19 protein-coding genes are annotated in these 19,948 nt (G+C 70.2%); 8 read left to right on the plus strand and 11 right to left on the minus strand.

The window, feature by feature from the left end; translation table 11 throughout:
• Window positions 1–17 precede the first annotated feature (17 nt).
• The 3 genes from FF096_RS14310 to FF096_RS14320 form a co-directional block, all read right to left on the minus strand.
• Window positions 18–926 (minus strand): DUF2268 domain-containing protein, encoded by a 909-nt coding sequence (locus FF096_RS14310; RefSeq protein WP_155218284.1) that lies wholly within the window; start codon window positions 924–926, stop codon window positions 18–20.
• A gap of 71 nt (window positions 927–997) precedes the next feature.
• Window positions 998–1,189, minus strand: coding sequence for a DUF397 domain-containing protein (locus tag FF096_RS14315; RefSeq protein ID WP_155218286.1), 192 nt, complete (start codon window positions 1,187–1,189; stop codon window positions 998–1,000).
• Entirely contained in the window at window positions 1,180–1,980 is an 801-nt protein-coding gene (locus tag FF096_RS14320; protein ID WP_155218288.1) for a helix-turn-helix transcriptional regulator, read from the minus strand. Before FF096_RS14320 ends, FF096_RS14315 begins: the two co-directional genes overlap by 10 nt.
• Before the next feature lie 307 nt (window positions 1,981–2,287).
• Between FF096_RS14320 and FF096_RS14325 the strand changes: the two genes are divergently transcribed.
• Window positions 2,288–2,587, plus strand: coding sequence for a hypothetical protein (locus FF096_RS14325; protein ID WP_309223296.1), 300 nt, complete (start codon window positions 2,288–2,290; stop codon window positions 2,585–2,587).
• Complete coding sequence (locus FF096_RS14330) at window positions 2,584–2,838, plus strand: flavin reductase (RefSeq protein ID WP_230462610.1); 255 nt, start codon at window positions 2,584–2,586, stop codon at window positions 2,836–2,838. The genes FF096_RS14325 and FF096_RS14330 overlap by 4 nt, the downstream gene beginning before the upstream one ends.
• Window positions 2,839–2,936: 98 nt before the next feature.
• Here the strand turns inward: FF096_RS14330 and FF096_RS14335 are convergent, their stop codons facing one another.
• Window positions 2,937–3,695 carry an IclR family transcriptional regulator gene (locus FF096_RS14335; protein WP_155218290.1) on the minus strand — a complete coding sequence of 253 codons (759 nt, stop codon included), beginning with the start codon at window positions 3,693–3,695 and terminating at the stop codon, window positions 2,937–2,939.
• A 161-nt stretch (window positions 3,696–3,856) separates the two neighbouring features.
• Between FF096_RS14335 and FF096_RS14340 the strand changes: the two genes are divergently transcribed.
• From FF096_RS14340 to FF096_RS14350, 3 genes are read left to right on the plus strand one after another with little or no spacing between them, the layout of a single operon-like run.
• Window positions 3,857–5,041 (plus strand): fumarylacetoacetate hydrolase family protein, encoded by a 1,185-nt coding sequence (locus FF096_RS14340; RefSeq protein ID WP_155218292.1) that lies wholly within the window; start codon window positions 3,857–3,859, stop codon window positions 5,039–5,041.
• Window positions 5,038–6,561 (plus strand): aldehyde dehydrogenase (NADP(+)), encoded by a 1,524-nt coding sequence (locus FF096_RS14345; protein ID WP_309223297.1) that lies wholly within the window; start codon window positions 5,038–5,040, stop codon window positions 6,559–6,561. The genes FF096_RS14340 and FF096_RS14345 overlap by 4 nt, the downstream gene beginning before the upstream one ends.
• A 15-nt stretch (window positions 6,562–6,576) precedes the next feature.
• Window positions 6,577–8,304, plus strand: coding sequence for an IlvD/Edd family dehydratase (locus FF096_RS14350; protein WP_155218294.1), 1,728 nt, complete (start codon window positions 6,577–6,579; stop codon window positions 8,302–8,304).
• A gap of 77 nt (window positions 8,305–8,381) precedes the next feature.
• Here the strand turns inward: FF096_RS14350 and FF096_RS14355 are convergent, their stop codons facing one another.
• The 4 genes from FF096_RS14355 to FF096_RS14370 are packed head-to-tail and all read right to left on the minus strand — an operon-like array spanning window position 8,382 to window position 12,702.
• Window positions 8,382–9,590: a sn-glycerol-3-phosphate ABC transporter ATP-binding protein UgpC gene (locus tag FF096_RS14355; protein WP_309223298.1), complete on the minus strand. Its 1,209-nt coding sequence runs from the start codon at window positions 9,588–9,590 to the stop codon at window positions 8,382–8,384.
• A gap of 10 nt (window positions 9,591–9,600) precedes the next feature.
• A complete protein-coding gene (locus FF096_RS14360; protein ID WP_155218295.1) occupies window positions 9,601–10,434 on the minus strand; it encodes a carbohydrate ABC transporter permease in 834 nt (277 codons plus the stop codon).
• Window position 10,435: 1 nt separating this feature from the next.
• Window positions 10,436–11,419 (minus strand): sugar ABC transporter permease, encoded by a 984-nt coding sequence (locus FF096_RS14365; protein ID WP_309223299.1) that lies wholly within the window; start codon window positions 11,417–11,419, stop codon window positions 10,436–10,438.
• On the minus strand, window positions 11,416–12,702 hold the full coding sequence (locus FF096_RS14370) for an ABC transporter substrate-binding protein (RefSeq protein ID WP_155218297.1): 1,287 nt from the start codon (window positions 12,700–12,702) through the stop codon (window positions 11,416–11,418). The genes FF096_RS14365 and FF096_RS14370 overlap by 4 nt, the downstream gene beginning before the upstream one ends.
• 672 nt (window positions 12,703–13,374) lie before the next feature.
• On the opposite strand from FF096_RS14370, the gene FF096_RS14375 reads away from it, so the two are divergent.
• Window positions 13,375–13,806 carry a hypothetical protein gene (locus tag FF096_RS14375; protein WP_309223356.1) on the plus strand — a complete coding sequence of 144 codons (432 nt, stop codon included), beginning with the start codon at window positions 13,375–13,377 and terminating at the stop codon, window positions 13,804–13,806.
• Window positions 13,807–13,853: 47 nt separating this feature from the next.
• Window positions 13,854–14,123, plus strand: coding sequence for a hypothetical protein (locus FF096_RS14380; protein WP_155218299.1), 270 nt, complete (start codon window positions 13,854–13,856; stop codon window positions 14,121–14,123).
• A 91-nt stretch (window positions 14,124–14,214) separates the two neighbouring features.
• Here the strand turns inward: FF096_RS14380 and FF096_RS27090 are convergent, their stop codons facing one another.
• From FF096_RS27090 to FF096_RS14395, 3 genes are all read right to left on the minus strand, one after another.
• Window positions 14,215–14,349: a hypothetical protein gene (locus FF096_RS27090; RefSeq protein WP_255456646.1), complete on the minus strand. Its 135-nt coding sequence runs from the start codon at window positions 14,347–14,349 to the stop codon at window positions 14,215–14,217.
• A gap of 139 nt (window positions 14,350–14,488) precedes the next feature.
• Entirely contained in the window at window positions 14,489–15,073 is a 585-nt protein-coding gene (locus tag FF096_RS27305; RefSeq protein WP_309223300.1) for a TetR/AcrR family transcriptional regulator, read from the minus strand.
• 74 nt (window positions 15,074–15,147) lie between these two features.
• The gene (locus FF096_RS14395; protein ID WP_155218301.1) at window positions 15,148–17,850 is read right to left on the minus strand and encodes a glucosidase; all 2,703 of its coding nucleotides are present in this window, start codon (window positions 17,848–17,850) and stop codon (window positions 15,148–15,150) included.
• Window positions 17,851–17,891: 41 nt separating this feature from the next.
• Here FF096_RS14395 and FF096_RS14400 point away from each other — a divergent pair, with 41 nt between their 5' ends.
• Entirely contained in the window at window positions 17,892–19,826 is a 1,935-nt protein-coding gene (locus FF096_RS14400) for an amylo-alpha-1,6-glucosidase (RefSeq protein ID WP_155218303.1), read from the plus strand.
• The last annotated feature ends 122 nt before the right edge of the window (window positions 19,827–19,948 follow it).

Here is a 19,948-nt window from a genome sequence, read left to right on the forward strand (position 1 = left end):
CCGCCGCCGCGATCCGCTCAGTGTCCCGCGTCGGCGCTGCGGCCGAGCCGGGGCAGGGCGATGCGCAGGATGTCGGCTGTGGGAGTACGGACGGCCTGCGTCGCCGTCGTGCCGGTGACGTCGAGGTACGCCTGGACGATCCGTGCACCGGCCGCGTACCCGGCCCCGGTCGGCAGACCGACCGGCTCGCCCCCGAAGAGCCGCGCGGTGGCGTCACCGTGCACCCAGGCGGCGAAGTTCTGCATCCCGGTCACACCGAGTCCGGTCACGACCTTCGCCAGGACCTCGTCATCGGTACGCGTCTGCTCGCTCACGAAGTGGGTGTAGCCCGCGTCGCCGTACAGCTCGGCCGCGAACACGTCCGCGAGCCCTTCGGAGATGACCTGCTCGCCCACGGTCACCGTGCCCGGATCCCAGTCGACACCGCCCGGCGAGTACCGCACGTTGTGATGCAGTTCGTGCACCGCGATCGCCTCCAGCCGGTCGAGCACGCGTGGCGTGGGCCAGACGGTGATGGCGATGTAGCCGCTGATGCCGCCGAACCCGGACAGTCCCTGCGCCTCGTCGAGGAAGTGGCCGTTGGTGGGATCGCCCAGCACGAGCAGCACGGTCAGGTCGGGGATCTCCAGGTCGGGATCGGCGGACCACAGGGCTGCGGCCCCGGCGTCGAGGGCCTTCGTCAGGCGGGTCCACGCGTCGGCGGCGACCAGGGCGTCCAGGCCCTCCTGTAGCTGCCCGGTCGGGCCGTTCCAGTCGAACCCGAAGTTCTGTCGGTGCACCTCGGCCAGGTCGAGGCCACCGGGGACGAAGTGATACATCCCCGCCATCGGCGTCCACATCTCGCGTACCAGGTCCGCTCGTTGGTCCGGGCTCGCGGCCAACACGCGGCGCATCCCCGAGGCGCTGTCCATCACCGAGATCGTCATGACCAGCGACGGTAAACATTGACGCTACGACAAGGTCAACCTCGAACCTCGGCGACAGGAAGGCGGTGCGTTCAGGCCCGGTCGGCGACCTGGGCGACGAACGCACGCCACGCCGCCGGAGCGAAGGTCAGCGCCGGACCGGTCGGGTCCTTCGAGTCGCGGACCCCGACGACGCCAGGAAGGTTGTCGGCGACCTCGACACAGTTACCGCCGCTGGTGCCGCTGCGGGTGGCCTTGCGCCATCGCGCGCCGTTCAGATCCATTGGTTCGCCGCTTCCTTGATGAGGTCCAGGGACTGTCGCCGGGACAGGGCTTCGGTGCGGACGCTCTCCCACCGTTGGAAGAGCGTATCGAGGTCAGCTGGCCGGTGCACGACATCGCCGCCGAGTTGGTTTTCGAGGTATCCGATCCAGCTGCCGTCCGGCATGTGCGCCAGGGACAGCGGGCCGGACAGCCCGGCGTGAAGGCCCACGTCGGCTGGAATGACGTGGACGTTGATGTTGGGTCGCTCCGCGCAGGCGGCAAGGTGCAAGAGCTGCTCAGCCATCTGTTTCTCGCTCCCGTCGCCGACCCGACGGACCGCCCCCTCGTCGACGACAACGACGAGCTGGGGTGGTGACGTCCGAGTCAGGATCGCCTGCCGTTCGAGCCGACCGGCGACCCGACGATCCACCTCGTCATCGGTCAGCCGGGGATCAAGCCGTAGGACGGCACGGGCGTACGCCTCGCTCTGCAACAGGCCGGGGATCAGGTTGGGTTCGAAGTAGCGGAGCTGGGTGGCGCTGCGTTCGGCGTCGAGCCAGGGCAGGAACCAGGCGGGTGCACCGAGTTTCGTCGCCAGCCGCTCCAGGAGACCACCGTTGCCCAGCGCGCGGTCGGCTCCTCGGATGAAGTCCAGCGTCACCGCCCGGGTACCACCTTCGACGGCGCTGACGTGGGAGGCGCTGAACCCGGCGGCGCGCCCGAACGCCTCCTGCGTCATGCCCGCCGCGCCCCGCGCCCGGCGGATCTCGCCAACGATGAAGGCGGCCACGGGGTTCGGTATGTCAGCCATTCAGGACTCCCCACCTTTGAAGGTCAACTACCCGCGTCGCCACCGGGACGGCGGTCGTTTCGCCAGCTCAGCCCGAACAGCGGAAGCACCTTCCGAGAGTAGTGGTGTCCATACCAGAGTGTCACCAGCGCAGCCCGTCGGCGTGGCACCACCCGTCGACGGGACTCGCGCGGGGCCGCCCGACGGGCGAGCACTCTCGGGCGGCCCTCCCCGATCCGTGCCGACCGAGGAGGTCCGTCGTGCCCGTTCCGAAGCCCGTCCACGTCGCACCCGCGCCGGGCCGGCCTACCGACCGCGCCCATGTCCGGTGACGCGCGAGGACGGCACGCCCCGGCTCACCCCCGGCGTGTACCTCCTGACCCGGGACGCCTCCCCGCAGTTCGGCAACCCGATCCTGGTACGGGTGATCCGCGAGCTGCTCGACCGGCACCCGCCGCACGGGTGGACCTGGATCGACTGCTATCAGCTCGATCGGCACGGCGACGCGACTCAGAAGCGACAGTTGTTCGTGATGCCGCAGGGGCTACGTCCGGTGAACGTGGCACCGGTCCCCTACGCCGCGCGTCGGCATCCGCCCCGCCGGCGTCCCGCGCGGGCGTACCGGTGAGCGGCGGACCGATCGAGCACGTGCCGTCGCGTCCGACCTGGCGCTGCCGGGCGTGCGGGATCGCCTGGCCCTGTTCCCCGGCGAAGCTGAGTCTGCTCGCCGGATACCGGGGCAACATGCCCGGCCTGATGGTCTACCTCGTGACCCTGCGGGAGGAGGCCGCCCAGCAACTGGCCGCGTCGGATGGCGGGAGGCCGCCGACCGACCTGCATCGGCGGTTCACCGACTGGGTGCCGGTGCGCTCCGGTTAGCCGCCCGTCCCGGGTCCGCGCCCTCCCCCGGCGTGGGCCCGGGGCGGGCCCGGAGACCGACGGCGGCGTACGCGGCCCGCCCCCGACCCGCCGTCGGTTCAGCCCGACTCGGCGGTGTGGCCCAGCTCGCGGGAGATCTGGTTCGCGGTGTCGAGCAGGAGGGGAAGACCACTCTTGAGCTGGTCGAGGCTGGCGATGACCTCGATCGCTGTCATCGAGGCGGCGGCGATCACCCGACCGCGCGAATCTCTGATCGGCGCCGCCACGCACATCACGTACGCGTCGTGCTCGCCGTTGTCGACGGCCCAGCCCTGCTCCCGGATGCGGCCGAGTTCGGCTTCCAGGGCCTCGCGGTCGGCGTACGTGGTGTCGGTGAACCGCTCGAAGACGACGTGGGAGAGCAGGCGGTCGCGTTCCTCCGTGGGCAGGTACGCCAGGATGACCTTGCCGACGGCGCTGGCGTAGCTGGAGACCGCACGCCCGATCCGCGACGGCAGCTTGACCGCGTCGAAGGCCGGGCTGTCCACCTTGTCGATGTAGATGATCTCGTCGCCGGTGAGCTGCGCCAGGTGCACGGTGTGGCCGGTCTGGCGCTGGAGCGCCCGCAGCGGCGCGGCGGCGAACTGGCGCAGGTCCATCGAGCCGAGGGCGAGTTCCGACAGCTCGATGATGCCGCTGCCGAGCACGTAGCTCCCGGCACCGGTCCGGCGGACGAAGCGCTCCGCTTCGAGTGTGTGGAGGATCCGCAGGGCGGTGGACTTGTGGACGCCCAGCACCTCCGCCGCCTCGGTGAGTGACAGCGGGGACTGCGCGGTGCGGCGGATCAGGTCGACCGCGCGGCGAATCGATTGCGACACGACGTTGCTTCCCTCCACGGCAGCTCAGCGCGCATTGGTTGCATCATATGCAATGCCACTCCGCGCCTGACGCAACACGCCCTTGACGTCGTTGCACATAGCGCTACGATCGTTGCAGATTTCCAGCTCGGCGACTCTGACCTGTCGCGGGGAGAGTGACCATGAGCCAGGAGCCCTGGTTCGGCACCGCCGCCGAGGCGTTGCCGGACGACGTCGACCACAGCGTCCTCATCGGTCGGATCTGGGATCCGACCGTCGACGGGCCCTCACCCGTGACCGTCCGCGACGGCGAGGTGATCGACCTCAGCCACCACTTCCCGACCGTGCGGGACGTCTGCGAGCTGCCCGACCCCGCCACCACGGTGGCCGAACTGGACGGTCCCCGGGTCGGCGGTTTCGCCGAGATCCTCACCAACACCGGCTCCCCGCACCCGGACCGCGCCCGACCCCGACTGCTCGCCCCGGTCGACCTGCACGCGCTCAAGGCCGCTGGGGTGACCTTCCCCGTCTCGCTGATCGAACGCGTCATCGAGGAACGGGCCCGGGGCGACCTGACGCTCGCCGCGGACATCCGTCACCGGATGCTCGCCGACCTCGGTGCCGACCTGCACAGCCTGGTCCCCGGCTCGGCGGAGGCGGAGCGACTCAAGGACCTGCTGATCGCGGAAGGGCTGTGGAGTCAGTACCTGGAGGTGGGGATCGGGCCGGACGCCGAGATCTTCACCAAGGGACAGGTCCTCTCCGCCGTCGGCACCGCCGTCCAGGTCGGCGTGCTCGCCGCGTCCACCTGGAACAACCCGGAACCCGAGGTCGCGCTCGTCATCCAGTCCAGCGGCCGGATCGTCGGCGCCACCCTCGGCAACGACGTGAACCTGCGGGACGTCGAGGGCCGCTCGGCGCTGCTGCTCGGCCGGGCGAAGGACAACAACGCCTCCTGCGCCCTCGGTCCGATGATCCGGCTGTTCGACACCCGGTTCCCGCTCGACCGGGTACGCACGCTCGACGTGGGCCTGCGGGTCGACGGGGTGGACGGTTTCCACCTGGCGGCGACCTCGCAGATGGCCCGGATGTCACGCGACCCGGAGGCGCTGGTGCGGCAGTTGATCGGCCCGCACCACCAGTACCCCGACGGTGCCGTTCTGCTGCTCGGCACCATGTTCGCGCCCACCCAGGACCGGGACCGCCCCGGTGAGGGCTTCACCCACCAGATCGGCGACGTGGTGCGGATCAGCTGCCCGGCGCTCGGCACCCTGGTCAACCGGGTGCAGCACGCCGAGCGGTGCGAGCCCTGGCGGTTCGGCGTCCGCGACCTGATGGGCAACCTGGCGAGGAGAGGACTGCTGTGAACGTCACCACCATCGACCCGCGCGACGGCCGAGCACGCCCGACGGATCTCACCGAGACCGACGAGTCCGGTGTGGAGACGATCGTCGGTCAGGCGTCCCGGGCGAATCAGTGGCTGGCCGACCTCGGCAGACTCGGCAGGGCTCAGGTGCTGGAGGCGATCGCCACGTCCCTGGGTACCCGCCGTGAGAACCTCGTCGCCACCGCGCAGGCCGAGACCGGCCTCAGCCACACCCGACTCGACACGGAACTCACCCGCGCGGCGGTCCAGTTCCGGATGTTCGCGGCGGTGCTGCGCGACGGCGGGTACCTGGAGGCGGCCATCGACCACGCCGCCGACACACCGATCGGGCCCGGCCCCGACGTACGGCGGATGTTGGTGCCCCTCGGGCCGGTGGCCGTCTTCGGTGCCAGCAACTTCCCGTTCGCCTTCTCCGTCGCCGGTGGCGACACCGCCTCGGCGCTCGCCGCCGGTTGCCCCACGGTGGTGAAGGCCCACCCGTCCCATCCCCTGACGTCACGTGCCAGCGCCGACGCGATCGAGGCGGCCGTCCGCTCCACCGGTGGGCCCGCCGGGGTCACCTCGATCGTGTACGGGGAACAGGCCGGTCTCGCGCTGGTGCGCCACCCGGCGATCCGGGCGGTCGCCCTGACCGGCTCGGCCAGTGCCGCCCGCGCCATCGGGGCGGCCATCGACGAACGCGCCGACCCGGTGCCGCTCTACGCCGAGATGGGCAGCGTGAACCCGATCGTCGTCCTGCCCGGGGCAGCCGCCAGCCGGGCCGAGCAGATCGCCGACGGGCTGTACGCCTCCTTCACCGGGTCGGGCGGTCAACTGTGCACCAAGCCCGGGTTGGCGTTCGTCGCGTCCGATGCGGCCGGTGACCGGCTGGTCGAGGCGCTCCGGGACAAGGTCACCGCGTCCGGCGGGGTGGTCCTGCTGAACCGGCGCATCCGGGACGCGTACGAGCAGGGGGCCGAATCCCTCCAGCGGGCCGGTGCCCGCCTCGCGGCGCGCCCCCCGATCGACGCGGGCGCGGGTTTCACCGTCGCGCCGACGCTGCTGGAGGTCGACCTGCCGGGCCTGACCGCCGAGATCGCCGAGGAGTGCTTCGGCCCGCTCCTGGTCGTGGTCCGCTACCGCGACGTCGCCGACCTCGACGCCGCATTGGCCGTCGTGCCGCCGTCGCTGACCGGGTCGGTGCACCGGGGGCCGAGCGACCACCCCGACGTCGTCCGCAGGCTGGCCGACGTGCTCGCGGCCCGCGCCGGTCGCCTCGTCTTCGACGGTTACCCCACCGGTGTCCGGGTGTCCTGGGCCCAGCACCACGGTGGGCCCTGGCCGTCGACGAACGCCGTGCACACCTCGGTGGGTGCCACCGCGATCCGACGTTTCCTGCGCCCAATGGCGTGGCAGGACGCCCCGGAATGGCTCCTACCCGAGGAACTGCGCGACGAGTACACCGCCATCCCCCGGCGAGTCGACGGACGGCTTGCACCCGGGTCGGACAGCCACGGTTGACAGAAAGGTGTGCCGATGTCGATGACGAGTCGACCACTGCGCAGCGCCCAGTGGTTCGGTGCCGAGGGCCGCAACGGGTTCATCCATCGATCCTGGATGCGTAACCAGGGGTTCGCCGACGACGTCTTCGACGGTCGCCCGGTGATCGGCATCGCCACCACCTGGTCGGAGCTGACCCCGTGCAACGCCCACCTCAGCGAGCTGGCCGAATCGGTGAAGCGGGGCGTGTGGGAGAGCGGCGGCCTGCCGCTGGAGTTCCCGGCGATGAGCCTCGGCGAACCGCTCATGCGGCCCACCACCATGCTCTACCGCAACCTGCTGGCGATGGAGCTGGAGGAACTCGTCCGGGCCAACCCCCTCGACGGCGTGGTGCTGATCTCCGGCTGCGACAAGACCACACCCGGGCTGCTGATGGGTGCCGCCAGCGTCGACCTCCCCAGCCTCATGATCACCGGTGGTCCGATGCTGAACGGCAAGTTCCGGGGCCAGGACATCGGATCGGGCACCGACGTCTGGCGCTTCACCGAGGAACTGCGGGCCGGGCGGATGAGCGTGGCCGACTGCGCGGAGGCGGAGGTCTGCATGTCCCGCAGCCGGGGGCACTGCATGACCATGGGTACCGCCTCCACGATGGCCTGCGTGACCGAGGCGTTGGGCGTCCAACTGCCCGGGGCCGCAGCGGTCCCGGCGGTCGACTCGCGCAGGTACGCGCTCGCACACGCCGCCGGGCGGCGGATCGTCACCATGGTCGAACAGGACCAGCGGCTGTCCACGGTGCTCACCCGTCAGGCGTTCGAGAACGCCATCCGGGTCAACGCCGCGATCGGTGGCTCCACCAACGCCGTCGTACACCTGCTCGCCATCGCCGGACGCGTCGGTGTCCCCCTGTCGCTCGACGACTTCGACACGCTCACCGCCGACGTTCCGATGCTCGTCAACCTGATGCCGTCCGGCCGATACCTCATGGAGGACTTCGCGTACGCGGGCGGCGTGCCGGCGGTGATGAAGGAGATCGCCCCGCTGCTGCACCTTGACCACGTCACGGTGAGCGGAAAAAGCGTGGCCGACACCATCGACGGTGTCCAGTGCTGGAACCGGCAGGTCATCGGCACCCTCGCCGAGCCCTTCCAGCCCGCCGGCTCCGGCACCGTCGTGCTGCGAGGGTCACTCGCGCCGTCCGGGGCGGTGCTGAAGGTCTCCGCCGCCTCGGCGCACCTGCTCACGCACACCGGTCCGGCGCTCGTCTTCGACCGGATCGAGGACTACGCCGTCGCCGCCGACGACCCGGATCTCGACGTCACGGCCGACACGGTCATCGTGGTACGCAACGCCGGGCCACGCGGCTACCCGGGTTTCCCGGAGGTGGGCAACGTGCCGATGCCCCGACGGCTGCTCGCCGCCGGCGTCACCGACATGGTCCGGATCTCCGACGCCCGGATGAGTGGCACCGGGTACGGCACCTGTGTGCTGCACGTGGCGCCGGAGGCGTCGGTGGGCGGCCCCCTGGCGCTGGTACGCACCGGCGACCTGGTGCACCTCGACGTCCCGGCGCGCCGACTGGACCTGCTGGTCGACGAGGCGGAACTGGCGCACCGCCGCGCCGCCTGGCAGCCGCCGCCGCTGGTGGCCAAGCGGGGCTGGGTACGCCTGTACAGCGAGCACGTCCAGCAGGCCGACACGGGCGCGGATCTGGACTTCCTGGTCGGTGGCAGCGGCAGCGCGGTGCCCCGCCACTCACACTGACCCGGTCGTGGGTACATCTGTTGTCGTCCCAGCGACAACAGATGTACCCACTTGGTCGTCGCGACCGGTCAGTCGGCTCAGTCGGCGAGGGCCCCGGCGGCGCGGCCCTCGTGCAGGGTCAGATTGCGGCCGTCCGACGGGTCGAACAGGTGGATCTTCTCCAGGTTGAACCAGACCCGCCGGTCCTCCCCCTCGGTGACGGTCGACTCCGCCGACAACCGGGTGACGAGGTTCGACCCGGCACCACTGAAGTCGGCCGCGCCCGCGTCGGCGGCCAACTCCTCCAGCTCGGCCGAGGTGGCCCGCTCGCCCTCGACGCCGAGGTAGACGTACTTGTCCGAGCCCATCGACTCGACGATGTCCACCGGCGCGGTGAACTCCATGCCCCGACGGCGGGCCTCGTCGTCGATCAGCTCGGCGTCCTCGAAGTGCTCGGGACGGATGCCGAGGATCAGTTCCCGAGGGGCGTCCGCGCTTTCCAGCTCGCGGCGGATCCGGTCGCCGATCGGCATGTCACCCAGGGCGGTACGCAGCCTGCCCTCCTCGACCGTGGCGGTCAGGAAGTTCATCGACGGTGAGCCGATGAAGCCGGCCACGAAGAGGTTGGTCGGGTGGTCGTACAGCTCCTGCGGCGGGCCGACCTGCTGGATCGCGCCACCCCGCATGATCACCACGCGGTCGCCGAGGGTCATCGCCTCGGTCTGGTCGTGGGTGACGTAGACGGTGGTGGTGGCGAGCTGCTTCTGCAACCGGGACACCACGGTCCGCATCTGCACCCGCAGCTTGGCGTCCAGGTTGGACAGCGGCTCGTCCATCAGGAACGCCTTGGGCTGCCGGACGATCGCCCGGCCCATCGCCACCCGCTGCCGCTGCCCACCGGAGAGGTTCGCCGGCTTGCGGTCCAGCAACGGAGTCAGCTCCAGGACCTTGGCCGCCTCCTCGACCTTCTGGTCGATGGTGGCCCGGTCGAGCTTCGCCAGCCGCAGCGGGAACGCCATGTTCTCCCGGACGGTCATGTTCGGGTACAGCGCGTACGACTGGAACACCATGGCGATGTCCCGGTCCCGGGGGGCCTTGTCGTTGACCCGCTCCCCGCCGATGCGCAGCTCACCGGAGCTGATGTCCTCCAAGCCGGCGATCATGTTGAGCGTGGTGGACTTGCCGCAGCCGGAGGGGCCGACCAGGATGACGAACTCGCCGTCGGCGATCTCCAGGTCGACGTCCCGCACCGCCGTGGTGCCGTCCGGGAACTTCTTGCTCACCTTGTCGAGCACGATGTCAGCCACGAGTACTCACCTATCCCTTGACGGCGCCGGAGGTCAGGCCGGAGACGATGCGACGCTGGAAGAACAGCACGAACAGGATGATCGGCACCGTGATCACCACAGCGGCGGCGCAGATCGCGCCGGTCGGGTCCTCGAACTGCGAGGCACCGGTGAAGAACGACAGCGCCACCGGCACCGTGCGGGACCGCTCGGTGGAGGTCAGCGAGATGGCGAACAGGAAGTCGTTCCAGCAGAAGATGAAGACCAGGATGGCCGTGGTGAACAGGCCCGGTGCCGCCAGCGGGGCGATCACCCGCCGGAACGCCTGCGCCTGGGTGGCCCCGTCCATCTTCGCGGCCTTCTCCAGATCCCACGGGATCTGCTTGAAGAACGCCGACAGCGTGTAGATCGCCAACGGCAGCGCGAAGGTGATGTACGGCAGGATCAGCCCCGGCCAGGTGTCGAAGAGGCCGAGCTGCCGCTCGATCTCGAACAGCGGCGAGACCAGCGACACCTGCGGGAACATCGCGATCAGCAGGGAGACGCCGATCAGCAGCCGCTTCCCGGGGAAGTCCAACCGCGAGATCGCGTACGCGGCCATCGCACCGAGCACGACGGCGATGGTGGTGGCGATCAGCGCGATGCCGATGGAGTTGACCAGCGCCCGGACGAACTGGTCGGTGGCGAAGATCGTCCGGTAGTTCTCCAGGGTCCACTCGCGTGGGATGAACTTGCCGTCGGTCAACGTCGCCGGCGTCTTGAACGACAGCGACATGATCCACAGCACCGGGGTCAGCGCGAACACGACCACGGCGAGGTCCAGCAGCCCCCAGCGCGCCTTGGCCCGGGTGGTGGTGTCAGCCATGTCAGCGCCTCTCTCCGTCGTCGCTGCCCGGGGCAGCGGTACCGAACAGCTTCACGAAGACGAACGCGATGATCGCCACCGTGATGAAGATCAGCACCGACATCGTCGACCCGATGCCGAGGTTCAGACCCCGGATCAGGTTGTTGTAGGCGATCATCGACACCGACGAGGTCTCGTTGGCCCCCGACGTGAGCACGTAGATGTTGTCGAAGACCCGGAACGCGTCCAGGGTGCGGAACAGCAGCGCCACCAGGATCGCCGGCTTCATCACCGGCAGCATCACCTTGGTGAACCGCTGCCAGGCGGTCGCGCCGTCGGTGGAGGCCGCCTTGAGCAGATCCTCCGGCACCAACGCCAGACCCGCCATCAGCAGCAACGCCATGAACGGCGTGGTCTTCCAGATCTCCGCCAGCATGATGATCGCCAGCGAGCTGGCCCGCTCGGTCAGTGGCGCCCCGTCGGAGAAGAGGTTGGCCAGATACCCGGTGCCGGGCGTCCACGCGTACCGCCAGGAGAAGGCGGCCACCACCGTGACGATGCCGTACGGGATCAGCGCCGAGGTCCGCACGATGCCGCGCCCGATCAGCGTACGGTGCATGATCAGCGCCAGCCCCATGCCGAGCACCAGCTCCACGGCCACGGTGACCACCGTGATCAGCATGGTCACCCCGAACGCCGTCCACCAGAACTCGTTGGTCAGCACCGTGGCGTAGTTCTGCAACCCGATGAACTCCCGCTCGGCGGGAAAACGCAGGTCGTAGCGTTGCAGCGACAGCCACACCGAATACAGGATCGGATAGGCGGTCACCGCCAGCATGACCAGCGCGGCCGGGGCGCAGAGCAGCCAGCCCAGCCGACGCTCGGCCCGCTTGTTCTCACTCAACGGCGCCTTGCCGCGTCGACGCTCCGGCTCGGCCACGGATCGGCCGCTGCGGGTGGCGTCGGTGGCCACGTCCGCACCGGCCGGGGTGCTTCGCTCGCTCACGGCAGGACTCCCCTCGACTCCAGCGCGGCGGCGACCGCCTCGCGCAGTTCCTCGGCGGTCGACTCCGGGTCGATCGCCGACGGCGGCGACAGGATCGCCGAGGTCACGGTGGAGATGCTCTGGTACGCCGGGGTCAACGGCCGCACCGCCGGATCCCGCAGCTGTTCGAGGATGGTCTCCTTCATCGGGTACGCCTCCTCCATCTCCGGGTCGTCGTAGACGCTCTCGATGGTCGGCGGCACCCCGTCGTTGATCGCGGAGAACTTCTGGTTCTCCGCGTTACGCAGGCAGCGGGCCGCCTCGAAGGACTCCTCCGGGTGCGGCGAGTACCGGCTGACGGCGAGGTTGATCCCGCCGATGGTGACCCGGCCCGGGGTGTCCGCGTCGACGCCGGGCACCCGCGCCCAGGCGACCTTCTCGGCCAGCTCGGGGTTGGCCTCCTGCATCGCCGGATAGACGAAGGGCCAGTTCACCTGGAACGCGCCGCTGCCGTTCTGGAACTCCAACCGCACCGGGTCCTCGGTGGCGTTGCTGAACGACGGTGAGGTCACCCCGGAGGTGGCGAAGTTGCGCAACACCTCCAGCGCCCGCACGGCGCCCTCGTCCACCAACGCCTCGGTGCCGTCGTCGTTGAGGATGTTGCCGCCAGCGCTGGCTACGAGGGTGTTGTAGAGCACCACGAGCCCCTCGTACTGGGCGCCCATGGTGAGCACCTGGTGCGGCTTGCCCTGCTCCCGCAGCTGCTGCGCCGTCGAGATCATCTCGTCCCAGGTGGCCGGTGGCTCGGGCACCAGGTCCTTGCGGTACCACAGCAGCTGGACGTTGGTGTTCTTCGGCGCGGCGTAGAGCTTGTCCTCGTACCGGGCGGTCTCCAGCGGGCCTTCGAGAGTGCCCTCCTCCACCTCGGCGCGGTCCTGACCGGTCCATTCCCGGATCCAGTTCGCGCCGGCGAACTCCTGGGTCCAGGTCACGTCGAGACCGAGCACGTCCATGCCGTCGTCGGAGGCGGCGAGCCGGCGCACCAACTGCACCCGCTGCTCGTCGGCCTCGCGCGGCAGCACCCGGTTGACGATGCGGTACCGCCCGTCCGCCTCGGTGTTGCACCGGTCGACCACCTGCTGGAGGTTCTGCTCCGGCGGGTAGTAAAGGTTGATCGTGGGTATCCCGCCGTCGCCGCCGGAGGCACAAGCCGCCATCGGCGCCACCAACGTCAGCGCCGCGGCCGTCGCCGCCGCGCGGACGCGGCCCCGACGACGGGTCGGGACCTGGTCACGCGTGCTCATGTCGACCTCCGCTGCGCCCTGAGGCAGCACGTCGAGCCCGGTGTACTCCTGGCCATTCGCCCATGACCCTCCCCCTCGCACGTGGGCAACGCCGGGAAGGCTCCGTGCCCCGGCGCACGGCGGAACGCTCAGGGCGGTGACCAGCTGGTCACCGCCCCCAACACCGCTGGCTGCATCACTGCCCTAGCTGCGAAGCCGCGAAACCTCACCAGGATGAGACGACTCAAACATCCGGTCGAGTGGTCCGGATCACGCTCGCTATCCCCCCTGGCCCTAACCCGGTGGAACTTCGCTGCGTCTCATTTGAATTCCGAGGTCGAGCACTACCGCAACAATTACTGCGAGTAATGAAAACCCGCCCGCCAATGCCTTCTTCGTCCGAGTCAGGTTGTCGCATCACGCGCCTCTCGTAAGCAGTTCCCGTGCGCCTTGTCGACGCATCAGATGCGTTGGAAATCGATATCGAGCCGGGCGAGTCACTGTTCGACCCCGTAGGCGGTACCCGAGCGACCGTCAGGTGCACTAGCGTTTATCGTCGCCAGCGCGTACGCCGTCGCCGTCGATACGCCACCGGCCGACCCCGATCCGTCCAATCGGTTGGTTCTCGCGGGAACAGCCCCTCACCGGCTTCCGGTTGGGCAGGATCGTCCCCAACGAGGAGGTGCCGCCGTGGTGCAGGACACCCGCGCTCTCACCCTCACCTTCGAGGTGAGCGGCCTGCCACCGGTCAAAACCGAAGCATTGTCCATCTTCGCCGCCGGACATCGGCAGGCGACGAGGGTACGCGCCCTGCTCCAAGCCGCCTGCGCGGCCGCGCAGGAGACAGGCTGGACGCCGCTGTCCGGCCCGATCGAGGTCGACCTGACGTTGCGTTGTCCGCCCGGGCACCGTACTTCCGACGCCAGCACCCTGCTGGGCGGGGTGTGCGCGGTGCTCCAGGACAAGAAGCGGGTCTCCAGCATCGGCCTGGCCCACCTCGGCGTGCTGGTCGACGTCGCCCTCTACGGCGACGACAAGCAGATCCGCCGGTTGTCCTACCTGGAACAACCGGCCGAGGAGTTCTCGTACCAGGTACGCGTCGCCGCCGTACCGGACGGGGTTTGACCGACAGCAGCGGTGGGGTACCGCAGCCGCCGACGAAGGGAGCGCCGATGTCGGAGCCACATGTCACGCTGGAACCCCGTGACCCGGTGCAGGAGAAGCTGCGCGGGCCGCTGGAGGAGCAGCTGACCTCTGCCCTTCAGGCGGCGGCCGATCGAGTCCGCGACAGTTATTCCGGTGAGCCGGTGGAGCAGGTGTGCCAGCGGCTACTCGACGAGACACGCGCCGGGTTGCACCCCGACATCGCGGCCGGGTTCGAACCCGACATGGACGAGTTCTGCCGAGTGGCGGTCGCCATCGTGCGCGGCGAGACCACCTGATCGACGTCGCACCGGGCTGACCAGGCCGGGTCAGGGCCGGAGTGTGTGGCTCCGGCCCTGACCCGACGGGCGACGTCGTCGCCGACGGTGATCAGAAGTGGCGCAGCAGCCCGCACGCGTCCAGCTTGCGCTGCTGTTCCTCGCGCTCACCCTTGGTCAACAGCAGCGGACCGACGACCGAATAATCCTTTGATCGTCTGCATTCCAGTGACTGCCGTATCGGCATGTCGGGTCACTGGAATGCAGACGATCGTCGGGTCAGGTTCTGACCTCCTCTCCACTCGAACGGCGCGTCACCCACCCCAGCCGGTTGATCAAGAAGTTTGCGTCGTCCCGGGTCGCGAAAGCAGACGCAAACTTCTTGATCACCGGGACGAGGGGTGGGGACGGAAGAGGTCTTTGCTGAGCAGGTGTTCGCGGTGGTCCTGGGCCTCGGGGCGCAGGCGGCCGCCCCGGGTGAGCATCACCAGGCCGTGCAGCACGCTCCAACCCAGCTCGGCGAGGGTGTCGACGTCACGGCCGGCGGCCAGGGGTGTCAGCGCGGAGCGTAGTTCCCCGAAGGTGGCCGCCACCGTCTCGGGAACCTGCTCCGCGCCGAGGGTCAGCTCCGGCGTGTGAGAGAACATCGCGTCATAGACCTCGGGGTTCGCGTACGCGAAATCGAGGTAGGCGGCCATCACCGCCGGCCAGACCTCGGTCGGCCGGTCCACCGACGTCCGTGCGGCGGTCAGCGTGGCGGCCAGGTCGGCGAAGCCCCGGACCGCGACGGCGGCGACCACCGCCTCCCGGTCGGCGAAGCGCTGGTAGAGGGCACCGAGGTCGACGGCGGCCCGTTCGGCGAGCCGGCGGGTGGTCACCGCCGCCAGGCCCTCGGCCTCGGCCAGCTGCCAGGCGGTGGCCACGATCGCGTCGCCGTCCCGCCCGGTGTCTGGTTCGTCTGCTCCGGACACGTCGCCGATGCTAGCCCCACCTCACTCAGGGTCATCGCGTCGCGACGGATTGGCGACTGAAGGCGGATACCGGGTCAGCGGCGCAGGGTGAGGATGAGGTCGGCGACCAGGGCGGTCCAGCCCGTCTGGTGCCAGGCGCCCAGACCGGCACCGTTGTCGCCGTGGAAGTACTCCGGGAACGCGATCAGGTCACGCCAGTCCGGGTGGGTCTGGAACAACTGCGCCGCACCGTAGATCGGCCGACGGCCCCAGCCGTCGCGGGTGAACAGCGCGATCAACCGGGCCGACAGGTCGTCGGCGATCTCGTCGAGGGTCCGCTTCACCCCGGACCGGGTCGGATACTCCACCTGGAGGTCGTCGCCGAAGTACGCGGCGTAGTCCCGTAACGCGCTGATCAGCAGGAAATTCGTCGGCATCCAGATCGGACCACGCCAGTTCGAGTTGCCGCCGAACAGGCCGCTGGTCGACTCGGCCGGCTCGTAGCCGACGCAGAACTCCTGCCCGCCCAACGTCACCGCGAACGGCTTGTCCAGGTGGGCGCGGGACAGCGTACGCAGCCCGTACTCGGAGAGGAACTCGTCGGTGTCCAACATCCGGGCGAGCAGCCGGATCACCTGCTCCTGACCGCACATGGACAACAGCCGCTGCTGGCGTCCGTCCGGGCCGAGACGTCGTCCGCCGACCACCGAGGCGTACTCGGGCCGGTTGGTCAGGAACCACCGCAGGCGGGCGCCCAGCTCCGGCAGCCGCCGCAGGGTCCGCGCCGACAGTCGGGTCACTGCGGCCAGCGGCAGCAGACCCACCACCGAGCGCACCTTCAACGGCACCTTCGTGCCGTCGGCCAGCCGCAGCACGTCGTAGAAGAAGGCGTCCTCGTCGTCCCACAACCCCTGGTCGTACGCTGCCGCCGCGATGTAGGCGAAGTGCTCGAAGAACTTCGTCGCGGTGTCCACCCAGGTGCGGTCGTGTTCGGCCAGCACGATGGCGATGTCCAGCAGATTCAGCGCGTACATCGCCATCCAGCCGGTGCCGTCGGACTGCTCCAGCACCCCGGCGACCGGCAACGCGGCCGAGCGGTCGAAGGGGCCGACGTTGTCCAGCCCGAGGAACCCGCCTTCGAAGACGTTGTTGCCGCCGGTGTCCTTGCGGTTGACCCACCAGGTGAAGTTCATCAGCAGCTTGTGCATCACCCGGGCCAGGAAGTCGTGGTCCCGGCGGCCGTCGATCTCGAACACCTTCAACGCCGCCCAGGCGTGCACCGGCGGGTTGACGTCGCCGAAGGCCCACTCGTACGCCGGGATCTGCCCGTTGGGATGCAGGTACCACTCCCGCAGCAGGAGCAGCAACTGCTCCTTGGCGAAGCCGGGGTCGACCCGGGCGATGCTCACGCAGTGGAAGGCCAGATCCCAGGCGGCGTACCACGGGTACTCCCACGGGTCCGGCATGGAGATCACGTCGAAGCTGGTCATGTGCCACCAGTGGCTGTTGCGCCCGTGCCGTCGACCGGCCGGCGGGGTCGAGCCGGGGTCGCCCTCCAGCCACCGTTTGACGTCGAAGTGGTAGAACTGCTTGCCCCACATCAGCCCGGCGATGGCCTGCCGGGCGATCAACGCCTCGTCGGCGCTGGCCTTGGCCGGGATGACCGTGTCGAAGAACCGGTTCGCCTCGGCACGCCGGGCCCACACCACCGCGTCGAAGCCGTCCCCCAGGTCGGCGGGCGGCGGCTCGCCACCACCCGGCGGTGGGGCCGTACGGGTCAGCCGCAGCCGGATCCTCCGCTGCTCGCCGGCCGGCACGTCCAGCACGTAGTGCAGCGCCCCCTTGGTGCCCTCCCGGCGCGGGTTGACCGTCTCCGCACCGTCGACCACGTGGTCGTTGATGCCGTCCTTCGGGTACGGGGTGCGGCTCGGCAACCCCCACAGCCGCTCGGCGTTGGTGTCGTTGTCGCAGAGCAGCGGGGTCGGGTCGCCGTCGCCCTCCAGCACGATCTGGCCGAGCACCCAGTGCTCGCCGACCAGCCGCCGCCCGGACCCGACGATCCGGGGCACCCGGTCACCGCCGGGCAGCCCCCACGCCCAGGTGTTGCGGAACCACAGGTGCGGCAGCACGTGCAGCCGGTCGGCCTCGTCGCCTCGGTTGGCCACGGTCACCACGACACACATGTCGGTCGGCCCGGCCTTGGCGTAGTCGACGGTCACCGCCCAGTACCGGTCGTCGTCGAAGATGCCGGTGTCGACCAGCTCGTACTCCGTGTCGTCCCGGCCCCGCAGGCCGTTCACCGCGACCAGCTCGTCGTACGGAAAGGCGGCCTGCGGGTAGTGGTAACGCCACCGCATCCAGGAATGGGTCGGCGTGGAGTCCTCGTACCACCAGTACTCCTTGGCGTCCTCGCCGTGGTTGCCGCCGTCGCCACCGAGGCCGAACATCCGCTCCTTGACGATCGGATCGCGCCCGTTCCACAACGCGAGCGCGAAACAGAACGTCTGCCGGTCGTCGCACACGCCCGCCATGCCGTCCTCGGACCACCGGTAGGCTCGGGACCGCGCGTGGTCGTGGGGAAAGTAGTCCCAGGCCGTGCCGTGCTCGCTGTAGTCCTCCCGTACCGTCCCCCAGGCCCGCTCGGACAGATAGGGACCCCATGCGCGCCAGTCCTGCTCCCCGGCGTCGGCCTGGGCGAGCCGGAGCCGTTCGGCGTCGGGGGCCGGGGCGGAGGGCGAACCGTCACTGATCACCTGAACATCTTCGACGCCGCCGGGGTACTTCACCACAGCGGCCATTGTCGTCGTGTCGTGTTACACCTCGCCGCGATGGAGGAAAGTTGATCGAGATTCGCTACGGTTCGCAGGTCTGCGGCGACCTGACCAGCGCCGCCAGCCGCGAGTGGCTGGTGCCCGACGGCCTCGGCGGGTACGCCATGGGCACCGTCGGCGGCCTGCGCACCCGCCGCTACCACGGGCTGCTGGTGGTCCCCGGGGAAACCCCGGCCGCCCGCAAGGTGGGACTGGTCAGCCTCGATCCGGCGGTGCTGCTGCCCTCCGGGGCCCGGGTACGTCTGGGCACGCACGAGTGGGCCTCCGGTGACGTGGATCCGCGAGGCTTCGAGCTGCTGGAACGCTTCGACCTGACCGACGGGCTGCCCCGCTGGCGGTGGCGCGTCGGCAACGTGGTGATCGAACGGGAGCTGGCCATGCTGCCCGGCCGCTCCTGCGTGGCGGTGGTGCACCGGCTGATCAGCGGTGGGCCGGTGGAACTGGAGCTGGCCGCCGCCTGCACCTGGCGGGACGCGCACGCCGAGCGGCGCGGCGACGGGCCACCGCTACGGATGGACCCGGTCGACGGCGGTGCGGTGATCGAGGGGGCGTACCGGCTGTCCGGGCCCGGCTGGTCGCCGCAGGGCCACTGGTGGCGGGGGGTGTACCACCGGGAGGAGGCCGAGCGTGGCCTGCACCCGCAGGAGGACCTGTGGTACGCGGGCCAGTTCCGCGACACCCTGCACCGCCGGGGCGACACGCTGTCGGTGCTGGCCTGGGCGCACGATCCGGCACCAGCGCCGCCACCGGCCGTCGAGGTGGTCGCGGCGGCCCGACGGCGCAACCGGGAGGTGGTGGCGGCGGCGAAGCCCACCGACGACGTGACGGCGACCCTGGCGTTGGCCGCCGACGCGTTCGTGGTGCGGACCAGGGGCAACCCGGTGGAGGTGGTGGCCGGTTACCCGTGGTTCGGCGCCTGGTCGCGGGACACGATGATCTCCTACGAGGGGCTGTTCCTGCGTACCGGCCGGGCTGACCTCGGCCGTGAGCTGCTGCGCGCGTACGCGGCGACGCTGTCGGAGGGGATGCTGGCCAACACCGCCGACACCGGGCGGGTCGAGTACAACACCGTCGACGGCACGTTGTGGTTCCTGCACGCGGTCAGCCGACACGTCACCGTCACCGGTGACACCGACCTCGGCGACGAGTTGCTGCCGGCGCTGCGCGCGGTGGTCGACGCCCACGTGGCCGGCACCCGGTACGGCATCGCTGTCGACCCGGCCGACGGACTGCTCACCTCCGGTGCCCCCGGTGCCGCGCTGACCTGGATGGACGCCCGGGTGTACGGGGTGCCGGTCACCGCCCGCCACGGCAAGCCGGTCGAGGTCAACGCGCTCTGGGTCAACGGGGTGGCCGGGGTCGCCGAGTTGGCCGACCTGGCCGGGCAGGACGCCGACGGGCTGCACCGGCTGCACGAGCGGGCGGTCAGCGCGTTCCGGAGCCGGTTCCCCACCCCGGCGGGCTGGCTGTACGACGTGGTCGACGCGCCCGCGCCGACGTACCCGCTCGGTGGCGGTGCCCAGCACGACGACGACCTGCTGCGCCCCAACCAGCTGCTGGCCTGGTCGCTGCCGTTCGCGCCGATGGAACCGGATGCGCGGACGCTGGGCCGCATCGGCGACCGGCTGCTCACTCCGCTCGGCCCGCGCAGCCTCGCCCCCGACTGTCCCGGCTTCCTGGGTCGGCACCGGGGCGGACCGGCCGAGCGGGACACCGCGTACCACCAGGGCACGGTCTGGCCGTGGCTGATCGGCCCGTACGTCGACGCCAGCCGCCGGGCCGGGCTGCCGGTGGACGACCTGTTCACCGGTCTGGAGGCGCACCTGGGCGAGTACGGCCTCGGGTCGGTCAGCGAGACCGCCGACGGCACCGCCCCGCACACCGCCACCGGATGTCCGTTCCAGGCATGGTCGGTCGCGGAGCTGTTGCGCGTACGCCGGTAGCGCTTTACACCCCCGCAACGGCTACGTCTCCACCGGTTATCCAGCCGCGACCAGGATTGGTCCCGATCCAGCCGCAACGCGAAAGCCGCCTGTCAGGGGCCTGCTGCGGGGTGCGCGGAGAC

This window comes from Micromonospora sp. CP22 (assembly GCF_009712475.1).
In the GTDB taxonomy this organism is placed as follows: domain Bacteria; phylum Actinomycetota; class Actinomycetes; order Mycobacteriales; family Micromonosporaceae; genus Micromonospora.